Origin of the sequence: Flavobacterium ovatum (assembly GCF_040703125.1) — a bacterium.
Lineage (GTDB): Bacteria > Bacteroidota > Bacteroidia > Flavobacteriales > Flavobacteriaceae > Flavobacterium > Flavobacterium ovatum.
In genome coordinates, this window is record NZ_CP160035.1 from 995,102 (window position 1) to 1,013,113 (window position 18,012).

Annotated in this window: 14 protein-coding genes; 3 read left to right on the forward strand and 11 right to left on the reverse strand. The window is 33.8% G+C overall.

Going from position 1 to position 18,012, the window contains the following annotated elements; all coding sequences use genetic code 11:
* Positions 1 to 92 precede the first annotated feature (92 nt).
* From ABZP37_RS04460 to ABZP37_RS04470, 3 genes are all read left to right on the forward strand, one after another.
* The gene (locus ABZP37_RS04460; RefSeq protein ID WP_366185964.1) at positions 93 to 1,964 is read left to right on the forward strand and encodes an Nramp family divalent metal transporter; all 1,872 of its coding nucleotides are present in this window, start codon (positions 93 to 95) and stop codon (positions 1,962 to 1,964) included.
* A gap of 45 nt (positions 1,965 to 2,009) precedes the next feature.
* On the forward strand, positions 2,010 to 2,663 hold the full coding sequence (locus tag ABZP37_RS04465; protein WP_366185965.1) for a metal-dependent transcriptional regulator: 654 nt from the start codon (positions 2,010 to 2,012) through the stop codon (positions 2,661 to 2,663).
* 136 nt (positions 2,664 to 2,799) lie between these two features.
* Positions 2,800 to 3,468 carry a hypothetical protein gene (locus ABZP37_RS04470; RefSeq protein WP_366185967.1) on the forward strand — a complete coding sequence of 223 codons (669 nt, stop codon included), beginning with the start codon at positions 2,800 to 2,802 and terminating at the stop codon, positions 3,466 to 3,468.
* Positions 3,469 to 3,838: 370 nt separating this feature from the next.
* Here ABZP37_RS04470 and ABZP37_RS04475 read toward each other — a convergent pair whose 3' ends face one another.
* The 11 genes from ABZP37_RS04475 to ABZP37_RS04525 form a co-directional block, all read right to left on the reverse strand.
* Positions 3,839 to 3,964 carry a FeoB-associated Cys-rich membrane protein gene (locus tag ABZP37_RS04475; RefSeq protein WP_366185968.1) on the reverse strand — a complete coding sequence of 42 codons (126 nt, stop codon included), beginning with the start codon at positions 3,962 to 3,964 and terminating at the stop codon, positions 3,839 to 3,841.
* Positions 3,965 to 3,970: 6 nt separating this feature from the next.
* The gene (gene feoB / locus ABZP37_RS04480) at positions 3,971 to 6,070 is read right to left on the reverse strand and encodes a ferrous iron transport protein B (RefSeq protein WP_366185969.1); all 2,100 of its coding nucleotides are present in this window, start codon (positions 6,068 to 6,070) and stop codon (positions 3,971 to 3,973) included.
* 1 nt (position 6,071) lies between these two features.
* Complete coding sequence (locus ABZP37_RS04485) at positions 6,072 to 6,311, reverse strand: FeoA family protein (RefSeq protein WP_366185971.1); 240 nt, start codon at positions 6,309 to 6,311, stop codon at positions 6,072 to 6,074.
* A gap of 153 nt (positions 6,312 to 6,464) precedes the next feature.
* The gene (locus ABZP37_RS04490) at positions 6,465 to 7,142 is read right to left on the reverse strand and encodes an SCO family protein (RefSeq protein ID WP_366185972.1); all 678 of its coding nucleotides are present in this window, start codon (positions 7,140 to 7,142) and stop codon (positions 6,465 to 6,467) included.
* 58 nt (positions 7,143 to 7,200) lie between these two features.
* Complete coding sequence (locus ABZP37_RS04495) at positions 7,201 to 8,145, reverse strand: EamA family transporter (RefSeq protein ID WP_366185974.1); 945 nt, start codon at positions 8,143 to 8,145, stop codon at positions 7,201 to 7,203.
* Complete coding sequence (locus ABZP37_RS04500) at positions 8,145 to 8,969, reverse strand: SDR family oxidoreductase (RefSeq protein WP_366185976.1); 825 nt, start codon at positions 8,967 to 8,969, stop codon at positions 8,145 to 8,147. Before ABZP37_RS04500 ends, ABZP37_RS04495 begins: the two co-directional genes overlap by 1 nt.
* Before the next feature lie 82 nt (positions 8,970 to 9,051).
* The gene (locus ABZP37_RS04505) at positions 9,052 to 9,681 is read right to left on the reverse strand and encodes an MCP four helix bundle domain-containing protein (protein ID WP_366185978.1); all 630 of its coding nucleotides are present in this window, start codon (positions 9,679 to 9,681) and stop codon (positions 9,052 to 9,054) included.
* Between the two features lie 227 nt (positions 9,682 to 9,908).
* Positions 9,909 to 13,361: a pyruvate carboxylase gene (locus ABZP37_RS04510; protein ID WP_366185980.1), complete on the reverse strand. Its 3,453-nt coding sequence runs from the start codon at positions 13,359 to 13,361 to the stop codon at positions 9,909 to 9,911.
* 176 nt (positions 13,362 to 13,537) lie between these two features.
* Entirely contained in the window at positions 13,538 to 15,925 is a 2,388-nt protein-coding gene (locus ABZP37_RS04515) for a M28 family peptidase (RefSeq protein WP_366185982.1), read from the reverse strand.
* Between the two features lie 10 nt (positions 15,926 to 15,935).
* Positions 15,936 to 16,283, reverse strand: a complete 348-nt coding sequence (locus tag ABZP37_RS04520) for a hypothetical protein (RefSeq protein ID WP_366185984.1) — start codon at positions 16,281 to 16,283, stop codon at positions 15,936 to 15,938.
* Positions 16,280 to 17,815: a bifunctional GNAT family N-acetyltransferase/carbon-nitrogen hydrolase family protein gene (locus tag ABZP37_RS04525; RefSeq protein ID WP_366185986.1), complete on the reverse strand. Its 1,536-nt coding sequence runs from the start codon at positions 17,813 to 17,815 to the stop codon at positions 16,280 to 16,282. Before ABZP37_RS04525 ends, ABZP37_RS04520 begins: the two co-directional genes overlap by 4 nt.
* Positions 17,816 to 18,012: the final 197 nt, after the last annotated feature.

Genomic DNA, 18,012 nt, shown 5'->3' on the forward strand with positions numbered 1-18,012 from the left:
TAGTGTTTGTTTAAATAAATATTTAGGCAAATCTAAAAATTATATTTTATAAAACAAAAAAATACATTTATATTTGCCTCAAACTGTTAATAATGAGCAAGTCTTTAGAAGAAGTAAACGAATCTGTTTCGGCGGGAAACCAGAAATCGGTTTTTAAAAAAATATTAGCCTTTTTTGGTCCAGCTTACTTAATCAGTGTTGGATATATGGATCCAGGAAACTGGGCAACGGATATTGCAGGAGGAAGCCAGTTTGGGTATTCCTTGCTTTGGGTGTTATTGATGAGTAATATTATGGCGTTGCTGTTACAAAGTCTTAGTGCTCGTTTGGGAATTGTTACCCAACGGGATTTAGCGCAAGCCTCGCGCGAAACTTATTCTCCTTTTATCAATTACATTCTTTATTTTTTGGCGGAGATTGCCATTGCAGCCTGTGATTTAGCCGAAGTATTGGGAATGGCTATTGGTCTTAATTTATTGTTTGGAATTTCGCTAATTGATGGTGTCCTCATAACTGTTTTAGACACCTTTTTGTTGCTATTTTTAATTAATAAAGGAATTCGAAAAATGGAAGCTTTTATTATTACTTTAGTTACTGTAATTGGAGTTTCATTCATTTTCGAAATGATTTTTGCACAACCTGAAATGGATAAAGTATTGTTAGGATTGATTCCAACAATGCCTACAGAAACCGCTTTGTATATTGCCATTGGTATCATTGGAGCTACGGTAATGCCTCATAATCTATACTTACATTCATCTTTGGTGCAAACCCGAAAATTTAACCGTTCCAAAGCTGGAATTAAGCAAGCCTTGAAGTATAATTTTATCGACTCAACTATTGCTTTGAACTTGGCTTTCTTTGTCAATGCAGCTATTTTAATATTGGCAGCCGCTACATTTTATAAAAACGGAATGTTTCAAGTAGCTGAAATTCAAGATGCACACCAGTTTTTAGAACCGCTTTTGGGAACTAAATGGGCACCAATATTATTTGCCGTTGCTTTGATTGCGGCGGGACAAAGTTCAACTATTACTGGAACATTGGCTGGACAAATTATAATGGAAGGGTATTTAAATCTAAGAATTCAACCTTGGGTACGACGCATCATCACACGTTCGATTGCAATTGTGCCTGCTGTAATTGTGATTACCATTTTTGGAGAAGGAGTTACTGGAAAATTGTTGATTTTAAGTCAAGTGATTTTAAGTTTACAATTGGGTTTTGCGATCATTCCGTTAATCCATTTTGTGAGTGATAAGACTAAAATGAAAGGGTTTCATATTAGTAAATTGACCCAAATTGCTTCTTGGATTGTGGCAACTATTATTGTAGTCCTGAATGCTAAATTAGTTTTGGACGAAATCAATGGCTGGTTGGAAACTTCAGATAATCCTATGGTGCTATGGTTGACTGTTGTGCCCTTGGCTTTTAGCTTTTTAATTTTATTACTTTATATTGTTTTTAAACCTCTTTTTGATAAGTCTAAAATAACGATTCAAAACCATTCTCCTCATCATTTAAAATTGCAATTTCCGAAAGCGAAAACCTATTCGAAAAAGGATATTGCAGTAACAGTAGATTTTTCGTCAGCAGATGAGATAGCTCTAAATAACGCTTTTGAATTGGGAGGAAAAGAGGCCGTTTATACTTTAATTCATGTGGTTGAAACTGTAGGAGCCCTAGTTTATGGTGACGATGCAGACGATCATGAGACATCCGTTGATGAGAAATTATTGAAGCAGTACGAAGAAATGTTAGTTGAAAAAGGTTTTAAAGTCAGTTGCCAATTAGGTTTTGGTACTCCAGACAAAGTGATTCCTAAGATTATTAATAAAGGTAATTTTGACGTATTGGTTATGGGAACCCATGGACATACAGGTTTCAAAGATTTAATTTTTGGTACAACTGTAGATAAATTACGCCACAAAATTTCAATACCTTTGTTGATTGTTAAGAAGTGATTTTGAGTTAAAAATCAAGATTAGTTAATCCTCTATTTATTTCCCATGACGCATTCTGAAGAAAATTACCTAAAAGCCATTTATCATTTAACTACTAATACGAATGCAGATGTGAGCACGAACTCCATTGCTGAAACGATGGAGACTAAAGCCTCCTCAGTTACGGATATGCTTAAAAAATTGGCTGAAAAAGATTTAGTTAATTATAAGAGATATCAAGGGGTTTCCTTAACGGATAAAGGAAGAATGGCCGCTAAAATGATTGTACGCAAACACCGCCTTTGGGAGGTTTTTTTGGTTGAAAAACTAGATTTCTCTTGGGATGAGGTACATGATATAGCGGAACAATTGGAGCATATTAAATCTGAGAAATTGATTAACAAACTCGATGATTTTTTGGGTAACCCTACAGAAGATCCTCATGGAGATCCAATTCCAGATGCACAAGGTCAAATTCAAAAAATAGAAAAGCAATTGTTGTCGGAATTAATTATTGGACAAACGGGTATTTGCGTAGGCGTAAAAGATACTTCTTCAGAGTTTTTAAAATATCTTGATAAACAAGAAATATCATTAGGATCTCAAATTGAATTTTTAGACAAAGAACAATTTGATTTATCTTTAAAAATTAAAGTGGACAGTAAAATTTTGAGTATTTCAAATAAAATTGCCAGTAATATTTTTATAAAGTTAAATTAGCTTTTCTTTTTTTTGTAACTTGTTTAGTATAATAACTAACGTTATTTATGAAATGAGCATGAACTAGATTGGCTGTAAATACGAATGATGATGTGCAAATTACATTTGACCAATAAAAAACAATAAATATCTACATATGAAAAGCAAGTTTGTATTAGTTGCCTTATTCGCTTATAGCTTTGGGTTTTCACAAGCTCTAAGCCCAATAGCTGTTACTCAAAGCATGAGTAAAGGAATGCAACCAGGAGTTGAAGTTTTTATTCCAAATGTTTCCGATGATAATCTAGAAGATGCCATCAAGGACATTACGAAACCCTATAAAGGAAAAACTAGAAAAATAAAACGTACCGATGAAACGTTTATCGATAACGCCCTAATTCAGGAAATTAGTGCTAATATGATTGATATTCATCAGTTGCTTGAAAAGGGAGACAATGGTTATAAATACACTGTTTTTTTTAACCTTGGAGGTGTTTTTCTTGACAATGGGTATAGTGCTGAAAAGTTTGCATATGCTACTGATTTGGTAAAACGAATTGCCATGAGAGCTTCAGAATTGAGAATGAATGAAATTCTAAAAAAGGAAAACAAAGCTTTAGAGAAACTCGAAGATGATAAAAAAGATTTGATGAAAGACAATGAGAAAGCGGCGAAGGATATTCAAAAAGCCAAAGATTTGGTAGCAAAAAAAGAAATTGCTATTGAAGACAACATTAAAATGACGGAAAATAAAGCTAGTGAAATCGAAAAACAACGTCAGAAAGTAATTGAATTTCAAAATCAAAAAGTACTTTTTGTGAGATAAAAAAAATCTTACTGAAGATGAAAAACCGCAAAGGTGAATCAAATGATTTACTTTGCGGTTTTTTTTATGATTTCACCAATAGTCCTTCAATTTGTTTTATCAAATCGAGAGTAGTCGAGATTCATTATTACTTATAAGCAAGGTTTCGATTGCGCTACCTATGACGTTTTGGTTTAAATACCTGATTTACATATACTTAAAAAAACACACCCCCCTAGCCCCTCTCAAGAGGGGAATTAGAAGTGCTAACATTCAAATAACGTCATTTTATATTGCTTTTTTTAGAATAAAAATTACTCCTCGATGTGACAAAAAACAGATTGGACTATATTGTACTAGTTTTGGGTATTAATTCAATATACATATAGTATTAATGACAACCACAGTCGTCGTCACTACCACAGTTCTTTTTTGATTTTTTCTTTTTCCAGAAAAACTTCTTGATTAAAAAAGCAAGGGCAAATCCTAATGCTGCGAAAGCTAAAAATTCTTGCATACTATTTTATTTTAAAAGTTGAAAAGCGATTAGCGCTACTACATATGCAAACCCACTCATAAAAATTAATTGACCTAATGGCCATTTCCAAGAATTTGTTTCTTTACGAGTTATGGCAAGCGTACTAGCACATTGCATGGCAAAGGCATAAAATAACAATAACGAAATTCCAGAAGCAAAATTGAAGATTTTCTTACCTGTTATAGGGTTGATTTCAGCTCCCATTTTGTTTTTGATTGTATCTTCGTTGTCTGATCCACCCACGCTATAAATGGTGGCTAATGTCCCTACAAATACTTCTCTAGCGGCAAATGAACTGATGACGGCAATGCCTATCTTCCAGTCATAGCCAAGAGGTGAAATGGCGGGTTCAATACTTTTACCCATTATCCCAATGTAAGAGTTCTCTAATTTGAAAGCAGAAATTTTGTTATTCATTTCAGTTTCACCAATTTGGCTGTTCTCTGTTTTTGAACGCAAGATACTATCAGCATCATTGAATTTTTTGCCAGGTCCATATGACGCTAAAAACCATAAAATGATCGAAATGGCCAAGATGATTTTACCAGCTCCAAAAACAAAAGCTTTGGTTTTTTCAATCACATTAATGGCAACGTTTTTGAACATTGGTAATTTGTAGTTCGGCATTTCCACTACAAAAAATGTTTTACCTTTGATTTTCATGATTTTGTTTAAAGCATAAGCTGAAAATATAGCCATTCCAAAACCTAATAAATACAATAACATCAAGGTCAATCCTTGTAAATTCAAGAAACCAAATATATATTCATCTGGAATTACTAAGGCAATAATGATGGCGTAAACTGGTAATCTAGCCGAACAAGTGGTAAATGGAGTTACAAGGATGGTAATTAAACGTTCTTTCCAGTTCTCGATATTACGTGTTGCCATAATCGCAGGAATAGCACAAGCAGTTCCAGAAATCAATGGGACGACACTTTTGCCTGATAACCCAAACTTTCGCATGATTTTGTCCATCAAAAATACTACTCGGCTCATGTATCCACTTTCTTCTAATATGGAAATAAACAGAAACAGAAATGCAATTTGAGGAATAAAAATCAATATTCCACCAATTCCAGGGATGATTCCTTCAGATAATAAATCTGTAAAAACGCCCTCTGGTAAATGTTTCGATGCTGATGAACTCAAGGAAGCAAAGCTAGTGTCGATAAATTCCATTGGAATTTTGGACCATTCAAAAATCGACTGGAAAATGATAAATAAAATGGCAAAGAAAATAGCGTAACCCCAAACTTTATGAGTTAATACACGGTCTAGCTTACTACGAAAATCTTTGGCAATGGATATGTCAACTTTTAACCCTTCCTTCAATACATCATTGATGAACTGGTATCTTTTGATCGTTTCTTTTTGTTGCAAACGCTTTAAATCAGAATGCGATTTGGTAAACGAACTTTTAATTTCTTTACGCTCCAAGTTCAAGAAGTTTACATCTTGTGTAATTACTAACCACAATTTATAAAGTAATTGATTTGGAAATGCTTTGCGCAAGCTGTCAAAATATTCTGGTTCAATGACTGAAGCATTCAAACAAGGTTCGCTTGATATGGTTTTATAGGTGATGATCAATTTTTTCAACTCGGCAATTCCAAAACCTTTTCGGGAACTTACTAGGGCAATTTTTGTTTTCAAATGCTCTTCTAGATACGGAATATCTAGTGTAATTCCTTTTTGTTCCATTCTATCTGCCATGTTGATGACTAAGATAGTTGGGATTTCAAGGTCTTTGATTTGGGTAAAAAGCAGTAAATTTCTTTTTAGATTTTCCACATCCGTTACTACAAGGGCAACGTCTGGATATAATTTATCATTTTTATTTAATAGCAGTTCTATAACTACATTCTCGTCAATCGAACTGGCGTTAAGGCTATATGTCCCTGGTAAATCAAGGATATTAGCTTTGATGTTATTAGGTAATTTGCAAAAACCAATCTTCTTTTCAACGGTAATGCCTGGGTAATTCCCCACTTGTTGGTTTAATCCAGTTAATTGGTTGAAAACAGAAGTTTTCCCCACGTTAGGATTTCCTATTAAGGCAACATTGATGTTTTCGTTAATCATTTTAAAGCTTGATTTGGACTAATTCAACTTCAATTTCAGCAGCAGTCTCCACACGAATGGCAAGGTGTGAACCATTTATGTCTAAATACAATGGGTCGCCAAAAGGAGCTATTTGAAGCAATTCGACCATATTGCCAGGCAAACAACCCATTTCGAGTAATTTTAACGGAATAACATCAATATCAAAGTCTTTGATAATTGCTTTTTCGCCTTTTTTGAGAGAATTGATTGTGGTACGCAAGTCTTATTTAGATTGAATTAAGATTGCAAAAATACATATTATAAAACGAATACAAATGATATTTGTCATTTTTTAGCTTTTGGTATCGGTCTAAATACTGGAAATTTGGTATTGCAGTAGGTCTTTTAGAAAAATAAAATCCAGCAAGTAAAATTACTTCCCTTCCTCTTGTTGACTCAAGAAATTAATGTCTTGAATAAGTCTCTGAATATCTTCCTCTTTGGTACCGTCATAAAAACCACGAATGCGTCGTTTTTCATCAACAAGCACAAAGTTTTCGGTATGTACCATGTCAAGTAATTCGCTAGGTTTACCCATTTTTACAGCAAGATAGGATTTGCGCGCCATGGTATAGATGTCTTTTTTGTCACCCGTTACAAGATTCCATTTGTTGTCTTTTACACCATATTTTATGGCATATTTTTTTAAAACGGGAACACTGTCTGTTTCAGGAAAAACAGTATGTGATAGTAACTTTACTTTTGGGTTATTCAAAATTGCAGTTTGAACTTCAAATAGATTTCTAGACATTTTTGGGCAAATAGAGCCGCAAGTGGTGAAGAAAAAATCAGCCACATAAATCTTGCCTTCGTAGTCTTTTTGAGTAATAGTGTCTCCGTTTTGATTGATAAAGGAGAAGTCCGCAATGGTGTGATATTTACTCACATATTGTACAGTACTATCTACTAATTCGGGGTTCACATCAGCAGGGTTATAGATAGGTAATATTTTTTTAGGTTTCAGCGCCCCATAAAACAAAAACAAGGTTATTGCTGAAAAAATAATAAAGACTCCAAGGAAAACACGGTATTTACGGAAAAAAGAGGGCATAATTTTTTTTACAAAAGTACAAAAGCAGTTCTGATAAAGATGTTATACAAATTATAATTTATTTGATTAAAATATTTGTCTTTTTACGGCTTTGCCTCAAAGATTTATTAACCAAATAAAGTCCAATAAGTGTGACTCCACCACCCAAAGCAATGGAAAGCGTTAAGGATTCATCAAATATTGCCGAACCTAAAAGAATAGCAACAATAGGATTCATATAAACGTATAAGCTACTCATTTCTGGAGGAAGCTTCTGAAGTGTATAAACAAAAACCGTAAAAGTAACCAATGAACCCACAACGACTAAATAAATCACGGCATACCAAGTATTGATTGGGATGTCACTTAGACTGACGGATGTACCCGTAGCTTCATTATAGGCGAATAGCAAAAGGCTAGAGATAAACATTTGGAAACCCAAGCTAAAATAGGGGTTATAGGTTGTTGCTTTTTTCTTGGTATGGAGAGTTCCAAATGACCAAGTAATAGTTGCTATAACAGAAAGTAGTATTCCGAGTCGAAAATCAGGGATCAAAAAATCACTCAAATGTTCATAGAAAATAATACAGATCCCTCCGAAACTAATTAAGATTCCTGTAACAGCCAATTTAGCCATTTTTTCACCTTGAAAAAACGAAATAATGACAATCCAAATAGGAAAAATAGCAGCAATGATAGCGCCTAGACCACTACTGATGTATTTTACTCCTGCTGTACTCAAACCATTACTGAAAGTGAAATTGAGTATGGCCAGAATAATTATCGTTTTCCATTGTTTGCCTTTCGGCCAAGGACTTTTTGTTGTTAAAAAGTAGACAATATAAATCGAACCCGCCAAAAACTGACGAATGGCTACCATTTGTATGGCAGGAATGTATCTTACACCTTCTTTGGAGGCAATCCAAGTCGTTCCCCAAAAAAAACCAACCCAAATCAAAGCCAATATGGGAAGTCCAATAGCATTTACTTTAGAAGAAACGCCTTTTTTTAAATTTGCAAACACTATAAATCGAGTTGTGTAAAGGTGTATTTTAGGAGGTCTATCAATTTATCCGACAATATGGTTTTGCCAATGGACGGATTGGCCTGATTGAAAGTAGGAGGAACTAGGTTTTGTTCCAGTGCTTTCTGGGTATAATATTCTTTTCTTGAAGGATGATTGGGAGCTACTGCATTAAATCGTTCGTTCCAACTATTTTCTTCGATTATTTTTTGAATTACACCAATACAATCGTCTAAGTGAATTAAGTTGACGGGTGCATCAGGATTGGCAACGTTTTCTTTTCCAGCCAAAAAACGAGCAGGATTTCTATCAGGACCAATCAAACCACCAAAACGCATAATGGTTGTTTGGATAGCATTATTTTCCATCAGTAAATTTTCGATCTCAAGTAACTGTTTGCCGCTTTCCGTAACAGGATTCGGTGTAGAATCTTCAGTTATCGTTGCATTGACTTCGCCATAAACAGCTGTGGAACTGATGAAAATTAGTTTTTCTACAGTTGATTTTTCGACAAAAGGCAGTAGGTTCTCTATTTTTTTGACAAATGAATTCTTGTTGGCGTCTGAGTAATCTTTATTTTTTCCTCTCAATTTGGGTGGAATAGCGATGATTAAAATTTCGCTTCCAGCAAAAAAATCGGGAATACTATTTGAAACGAATTCTGTTTCTAGTGCAATCGAATAATGCTTAATTCCAGCATTTTCTAGTAATTCTTTTTTGTCAATAGAAGTGGTTGAGCCTTTAATCTCAAAACCTTGTTTTAATAAAGCCTCCGCCAATGGAAGTCCTAACCATCCGCAACCTAAAATGCTTATTTGTGTCATCTTTACTCGAATTAATTCAGAGTACAAATTTCAATATAATTATTCGACTTTTGGAGTAATAATTTTAGTTATTAATAGCTGTCTAATTCAAACTAGGTGCTTCGGGGATTTTTATTTTAACTTTCATCTTTTTTAAAACTAATAAATAAAAAGAGAGAGAGGCTAAAATGATAAATAAAATAATTTCAAATTGAGCAAAAATTTTATTTCCATCGTGCAAGGTGTTGGCTGTTGTTAGTTCTGTCTTTCCTTCATCAATCTGAATTTGTGCCAATATTTCTAAGGTTTGCAAACTTTGCTCACCCAACTGCGTTATTTTTTGCCAATCTTTTTTTTGGGTTAGGGTTTTTATTATAGCGCACTGATTTTGAAAGGACTTAAACTGTTTTTTCTCTTCGGGAGTTAAAACCGTAGTTAAGTATTTTTGATCAAGGCTACTAATGTTTTGCAGTTGAGAAGTAACAAAAACTTGTTTCTCAGAATCGTCTTGATTGGTTTGGGTTGACTCTGTTTTTATTTGGTGAATCGCATTGGTGTATTGGAAAACATAATGACTCACCATTAATCGGTCATTGTAAATCGCTTTAATGCTTTCGTTGGTTTTTCTAGAATTAAGTCCATTGAAATAATTGCTTATTAAGAGCAAAATGGTAACAAAAATTAAAACAGCTGCCGCTTTGGTCTTTTTATTCAAATTATTTATGTCCTTCATAATCAAGAAAAATTGATTTTGAAAGATAAACCATTATTTTGAGTTATAAAAAGAGTTCCCCTATTTTAACAATTTCAAAAATTGTTTTGGATGCAGAAGTGTTATAATGGATGCCTGTTTGATTTTTTTGACCTAAAAAAAGTTTATTGAAACGAATTTCAATAAACTTTTTTAATCATTATTTTTATAATGATTTGAACTATTGCTAAGTTTTTTGATCCTTAAACTTAATTCAATTCAATAATCAAATCATCAGAATTCACCATCGTTCCTGCCATTAGCACTATGTTTTTAATTGTTGTGTTTTCAGTTGCAGTAATTGTAGTTTCCATTTTCATGGCTTCAATAATAAATAGTGGTTGGTTTTTTACTATTTTTTCTCCTGATTTTACAAAAATAGTTGACAACAATCCTTGTAGTGGAGTACCAATTTGCGAGACATTGTTCTTATCTGCTTTTACATTTCTGCGGGTTTCTACTTTTATAGATTCATCCTTAACTTCAATAATTCGTCCTTGCCCATTTACTTTAAAATATACCGTTACCATTCCTTCAGTATTTGGTGTTCCAATAGATTCTAAAGTAACTAATAAGGCTTTTCCTTTGTCAATTTCAACAGTAATCTCTTCTCCAATTTCCATTCCGTAAAAGAAATTTTTGGTTGGTAGCTGGGTTAGATTATCGTATTTTAAATGTTTGTTGTAGGCCTCTGTAAATACTTTTGGATATAATTTATAGGATAGAAAGTCAGTGAAATCGATACTTCTTCCTAAATCATTTTCAAATATTTTTTTGAATTCGTCATATTCTTTTTCAAAATCCACTGGTGGAATATGGTCATTTGGCCTATCTGTAAATGGCTTTTGGTCTTTTAGAATTAATTTTTGTAATTTTTCTGGAAATCCATTTACAGGCTGACCTAAATCACCTTTGAAGAAACTCACTACCGATTGAGGAAAAGAAATAGTATCACCTCTTTCTAGCACATCATTTATCGTTAAATTATTGCTGACTAGGTATTGAGCCATATCTCCAACCACCTTAGAACTTGGTGTAACCTTTATAATATTGCCAAATAAGGTATTTACCTCGGCATACATTTTTGTAATTTCATGAAAACGGTCTTCTAAACCTAGCGATTGTGCTTGTGGTTTTAAGTTGGAATATTGTCCACCAGGAATTTCATGTTTGAAGACTTCGCCTGAACCAGATTTTAGCCCAGACTCAAAAGGATAATAATACTCTCTTACGGTTTCCCAATAATTTGAATATTCGTTTAAAGAGTCGATATTAATAGGATTGTCACGCTCACTAAATTTCATCATTTCAACAATTGAGTTGAAGTTTGGTTGTGATGTCAATCCAGACATACCGCCTAGAGCAACATCTACCACATCTACACCAGCCTCAATAGCTTTCAAATAGGTTGCGGCTTGTATCGACGAGGTGTCGTGGGTATGCAAATGAATAGGGATATTTAATTCGGACTTTAATGCTGTTATTAATTCTGTTGCGGCATACGGTTTTAATAAACCTGCCATGTCTTTAATTCCTAAAATATGGGCACCTGAATTTTCTATTTCTTTGGCTAAATCAATGTAATATTTTAAGTTGTATTTTGTGTTTCTGATATCCAAAATATCTCCTGTGTAACAGATGGAACCTTCTGCTAAACCTTGTGTTCTGGTTCTAATTTGCTCGATACATGGGGCAATAGATTTCATCCAATTTAAAGAATCAAAAACCCTAAATAAATCGATTCCGTTTTCCGCAGATTCTTCTACAAATCTACCAATTAAATTATCTGAATAAGCTGTGTAACCAACTCCATTAGAACCTCTAATGAGCATTTGCAACAAGACATTTGGCATTTTTTCTCTAAGCAACTTTAGTCGTTCCCAAGGATTTTCTTGTAAATAACGCAAACAAACATCAAAAGTGGCTCCTCCCCAAACTTCCATACTGAAAATATCTGAATTATTTTTGGCATATCCCTCCGCTACTTGCAGCATATCAAAAGTACGCATTCTTGTAGCCAGTAAACTTTGATGCGCATCCCGCATAGTGGTATCTGTAAAATGAATTTTTTTCTCATTTTTTAACCATTGCGAAAATTTTTCAGGCCCCAATTCGGTTAATAAATCTTTGGTTCCCTTTGGGTATGCCGCGTCTGCATCAAAAACTGGAACTTTTGGTTTTATAAATATTTTTGTTTTGTCTATTTTCTTAACATCAGGATTTCCGTTTATAGTGATATCTGCTAAATAGGTAATCATTTTATTTGCCCTGTTCCTAGGTGCTTTGAAAATGAATAAATCGGGGTTTGATTTTATAAAGTTAACCGTGATGGCTCCTTTTTTGAAAGTATCATGTTTTAAAATATTTTCCAAAAATGGCATATTTGTTTTTACACCTCTAATTCTAAATTCCCTTAAAGCTCTTCTTATTTTTCTGGATGCTCCGTCTAAGGTTCTGCTATTTGCGGTGACTTTTACTAACATAGAGTCAAAGAAAGGTGAAATGGTAACCCCTTGATAAACACTTCCTGCATCTAAACGAATTCCGAAGCCAGAAGCACTTCTATAAGTAGAAATTGTTCCGAAATCAGGTTTAAAATCGTTTTGTGGATCTTCAGTTGTGATTCTACATTGTAATGCGTAGCCCGTAATTTTAATTGTTTCTTGATTTGGGATTTTTATTTGTGGGTCTTCTAATTTGTAATTACCAGCAATAAACAGCTGAGTTTTCACCAAATCTATATTGGTGACAACCTCTGTTACGGTATGCTCTACTTGGATTCTAGGATTTACTTCAATAAAGTAAATAGAGTCATCATCATCGACTAGAAACTCTACAGTTCCAATATTATTATAATTTACAGCTTTACAAATTTTGGTTGCATAATTGTACAGCGCCTCTTTTGTTTCTTCTTTTAAACCAAACGAGGGAGCAAATTCTATTACCTTCTGATAACGTCGTTGTACAGAACAATCTCTTTCGTATAAATGAACTGTATTTCCATAATTATCTGCTACAATTTGTACTTCTATATGTTTTGGATTTTCTACAAATTTTTCTAGAAAAACGGTATCATCCCCAAAAGCATTTAAGGCTTCTCTTTTACTTTCGTTGTATGCCTTGTTTAATTCTTCTTCATCTCTAATGACGCGCATTCCTCTTCCACCACCACCAGAAGCAGCTTTTAGCATTAGCGGATATCCAATGAGAGTTGCCTCAGAAAGTGCAATATTTATATCGTCTAAAGGTTTTTCGTTACTTCTTATTATAGGGATATTATTTTCAATTGCTACTTTTTTAGCGGCAATTTTATCTCCAAGAGATTTTAAAACAGATACTTTTGGACCTACAAAAATGATGTTGTTATCTTGACATTTTTGTGCAAAATCTGCATTTTCAGATAAAAATCCATAACCAGGATGTATAGCATCTACATTATTTTCTAACGCTACTTTTATAATAGTATCAATATCTAAATAAGGTTTTAGTGGTTGATTGTCTTCGCCAATTTGATAAGATTCATCAGCTTTGTATCTGTGTAAAGAATATCTGTCCTCATAGGTGTAAATACCAACAGTTTTGATATTAATCTCTGTACAAGCTCTGAATATTCTAATTGCAATTTCGCCTCTATTAGCTACAAGAACCTTTTTAATTTTCATATCTTATCTTGGGTATTGATTAGTGAATGTTTGACTTTCAATTTACGAAATACAATTAGACCAACTTGTTTATTATTTAAAAATAATTATAATCGGATAAACAGAAATATGAATTTTTAAATATATTCAAGTATTAGATAGCAATTTTACTCAATGTCGAGAAGCTTTGAATTTTGCTACAAACCGGAAGGTGTTACAACTGGTTTTGCTATAGAATCGTTTATTACAGTTTCAGAGCTGGTACTAGGTATTTCGACTTGTTCAAGATTTGGCTTGATAGTTTGTTTTATACAAACTGCATCTGTTAATACAAACGGTGTAGGCATCATCCAATCAGCTCTTGGTTGAATATTGAATAATGGATTTTGCAATAAATCAAATGAACTTTCTAATAATTGCATGTCAAATGTGGTCGCTCTATTAAGGACAAATTCCATTTCTAGTGGTTGATTGTTGACTACATAATAACTTAGGATTTTTTTGCCATTGCGGTTTAACTTGTTGCTGGTTTGTTCTAGTTGTACCGCTCCATTGGCTTTAAAATGATAAAAGTCCATTTTTTCATTAGCGAAAATATCATAACGGTTTACGTTTCGGTTTGGAGTAATTCTGATTTTAAGATAGTGTAAATTCCCTGCTATGCTATCTTTTACGAAACGTATAGACGGGATGGGAATCGATTTTACAGTTGTTTCAGTAGCGTAAGTAAAGTAACTATTGTATTTGCTGAATAAAGGGATTTCTTTTTCTAATTGGGTTGTTTTAGGGTTGTTGCCTAAATAGGTTTTTGTCCAATCATCTAGGTTTTTGTCATAAGTAACCCAAGTGGCTTTATCCTCGTCGGCATCATAAATATATACTAAGCTGTTGGATTTTGCTTTGCCTTTTTCATATCCTGATTGGTAATGCGCTTTCGCAAAAAAGCCAATGGCAACGACCAAAAATGCAATCGCCCAAAATCCTTTTTTGGGAAAAGGCCCGAAAATTGGTAAAAGTAATCCAAACAATAAAACCGTGAGTACCATACTTCCAAAAAGAATCTTGAGTCCCAAACCAATTGGAAATAAATAAATAAAAGGAGCAATAAGTAGCAAAGCGGGTAAGCTCATGACCAAATTAAACCAATGATTATTTTGTTGGCTAATGATAAAATAAGCAAATATAAAAAGTCCGAAATAAACAGGGAGGATTAAAAACCCAGCACCTTCTAGGAAATAAGCAATTCCGCCGTTAATCAATAACCAAAAGAAAAGTGGCGCAACCGAATTACTAACAGTTACTTTTTTGGCTGAGAAAAAGTGATAAAACGTCATGCAAATTGCCAAAGTCAAAAATACAAATGCTGCTATATAATCATGACCGTTATAGGTAAAACCATTCAGTAAATCTTTATATTGTGGATAAAAGGAAAGAAGTGTTTTCCATCCGAAAAAAGTAATCAATCCCGAAAAAATAAGACTGGCTGTAAAAGGAATAAATCCTTTGGCAATGGTTTTGAAATCAAGAATTTTTTTGGCAAGTCCAAAGAATATTAAAATAAAAAATAATCCGATGGCGATAAACAACATGGGTTTTACCCAATCAAAAGGATAATGTATAAAAGCAAATGGAACGGTAAAATAAACCTCGTCATTTAGCGATTGTGTAGCGTTTAAATTGGCATTCGAAAAATAATGAAACAATGGTAAAAGGTATGAGCCTTGATGCGCTAAAGTGTTTTTATTCAAATGTGCACTGTCATCCTGAGCGGTATGATAGTTATAATGTCCGTCAATGAAAGCAAAATTCAACCCTTGTATGTTTCCTTCTTTTCTAAAAACCGTTAGATCTGTATCATTTGGGAGCATTTTGTAAATGCTATACATCAAGGAATTGGAAACTGCAAAGGGCACGCCAGCATTAGCAAATTCATTCACCAAACCAGCATTTCCGTTATTGGTTTCCATCAACATATAACTTGGACCAGAGGTTCCTCTGGCTTCAAAGTTGAGAGCTAATCCTATTTCTTTGGCCCATTGATGTTGTGTTACAAAAAGTGCTGCTCCGTTCAATCCCAGTTCTTCCGCATCTGAAAACAGAATGATAATATCGTTTTTATGTGTTTTTTTAGCATGTAAAAAAGCACGAACGCTTTCTAAAATGGTCGCTACTCCTGACCCTGCATCGCTCGCTCCAAAGGAAGCCGAATGTGGTGCACTATCGTAATGAGTAAGCAAGAGTAAAGCTTTAGTTGGTTTTGTGCCTTTTATTCGGGCTAAAATATTTTTAGAATAGACTAGGTTTCCCCAATCAGTCAAAGTAAAACCTTCTTGTAAACTGGTTTCTAATCCCAGTTTTTGAAGTTCTCTTTGCAGCTGTTGCGCGACTACTTCATGATTTTTTGACGTTACATAATGAGGTTGTTTCGAAAGTGTTTCTACATGTGCAAAAGCCCTATTGGTCGAAAATTCATTTAAAGGCACCTCTGATTCGGTGCTCCATTGTGGCATCATGGTAAAATAACTCATCCCTAAAACTACCAATAGGAACAATAGTGCGATAAGAGAGGAGTACTTTTTTATCATGATGTTGGTATTAAATGTCTTTTTTGACTAACATGTAAAAATCATTATCTAGTAACAGATAACCTTGATCGTACAAAAAATAGTAAGTATTTCCAGTTTTAGTTTTTAGAATATTGGTAAAAAAATCAAAATCAAATCCCAAACTCAATAGTTTAGTTTTGGTTGTCTTTGATTTTCCATCTGTATTCAAACTAGAGAGGATACGATAGTTTTTGCGCAACTTATTGTTAATGTTGCGCATATAATTGTTACTGTCTTTATTAATCTTATTATTATAAGCATTGCGACAGCCGTCACTACAGAACTTCTTGTCCTCACGACCTATTATTTTTTCACCACATTCTAAGCAAGTCTTCATCCTTGGTTTTTTACTTTTCTAATTTTATATAAATCATGTCGGCGGTCTTTTAGAATTTTGACACTTCCGTGTTCGTGTAATTCTTTTAGTAAATCTAAATCGACGTCAACAATTAAGGTCATCTCCGTATTAGGAGTGGTTTCAGCTTTTATTCCGTTACTTGGAAACGCAAAATCCGATGGTGTAAACACGGCTGTTTGTGCATACTGAATATCCATGTTGTTTACTTTTGGTAAATTCCCCACGCAACCTGCAATAGCTACATAACATTCGTTCTCGATGGCTCTGGCTTGTGCACAATGTTTCACACGAGTATACCCATTTTGAGTGTCGGTCAAGAATGGAACAAATAAGATATTCATACCTTCGTCTGCCATTAATCTAGATAGTTCTGGAAATTCGACATCATAACAAATAATAATCCCAATTTTCCCACAATCGGTATCAAATGTTTGAATAATATCACCACCTGTTATTCCCCAATGGAAGACTTCGTTAGGCGTGATATGAATTTTTGTATACATTTCGTTTGTACCATCTCTTTTGCATAAAAATCCAGCGTTGTATAGTGTGCCATCTATTAAATGAGGCATACTTCCTGTGATGATATTGATGTTGTAGGCGATGGCCAATTCCTGAAAACGTTTTTTAATAGGTTCAGCATACTTGGCTAATTCTCTTATAGCATCAGCTTCGGATAAATGGTTGTAATCGGCCATCAAGGGAGCGATGAATAACTCTGGAAAAACAGCAAAGTCACTTCCGTAACCTGAAACGGCATCAATGAAAAACTCAGATTGCTCAAAAAGAGCATCTAAATCTTTTAATGGACGCATCTGCCATTGGATTAATCCCAAACGGATAACACTTTTAGTTTGGTTGATGATTCTTGGGCTATCATCATAATAAATGTTGTTCCATTCTAATAAAACCGCAAATTCTTTTGATTTTTTATCGCCTTCCAAGTAATTTTTCATGATTCGCATCACGTGAAAATCATTACTTAATTGAAACGATAGTACAGGATCGTGTATTTCTTTTCGTTTTACTTTATCGATATACTCTTTTGGAGTTAATTCGGCTGCGTATTTACCATAATTAGGGATTCTACCTGCAAATACAATTGATTTTAAATTAAATTGTTCACATATTTCTTTTCGGGCATCATACATACGTCGTCCAAGTCGTAAACCTCGGTATTTTGGATGTACAAATACATCGATTCCATATAAAACTTCACCTTTATATGTGTGGGTTGAAAATGTATAATTTCCCGTTATTTTGGCATAATCGTGGTTTTTATCTACGATTTCTTCGGGTACAATTAGTGACAATGCAGAACCTACCACAAGACCATCTACTATAATTACAAGTTGTCCTTCGGGGAAAATTTTAAGTAATTTTTTGACTTCGGATTCGTTCCAATAATTGTCAGCCATTTCTGGATAGGACTCCATCATGGATTTTTTCAATTCTTTATAATCCGCTATTTTTAAATTTCGTAATTCAACTTTATTGATTTCTGCTTGCATAAAATATTTTTGATTTATGCTAAGTTACAAAAAAAACCTATCCGTTTACAAACGCTTACAAATATTTACAACCGAAAGTAATTGAATGATAACCGAATAACTTTTGGGAGCTGTCGCATCTTTGTAATGTCGGAAACAAACAACGATTCTTTCGACAAAACTATAACCCAACAAAAGAATCTGAAACGAGTTCAGAT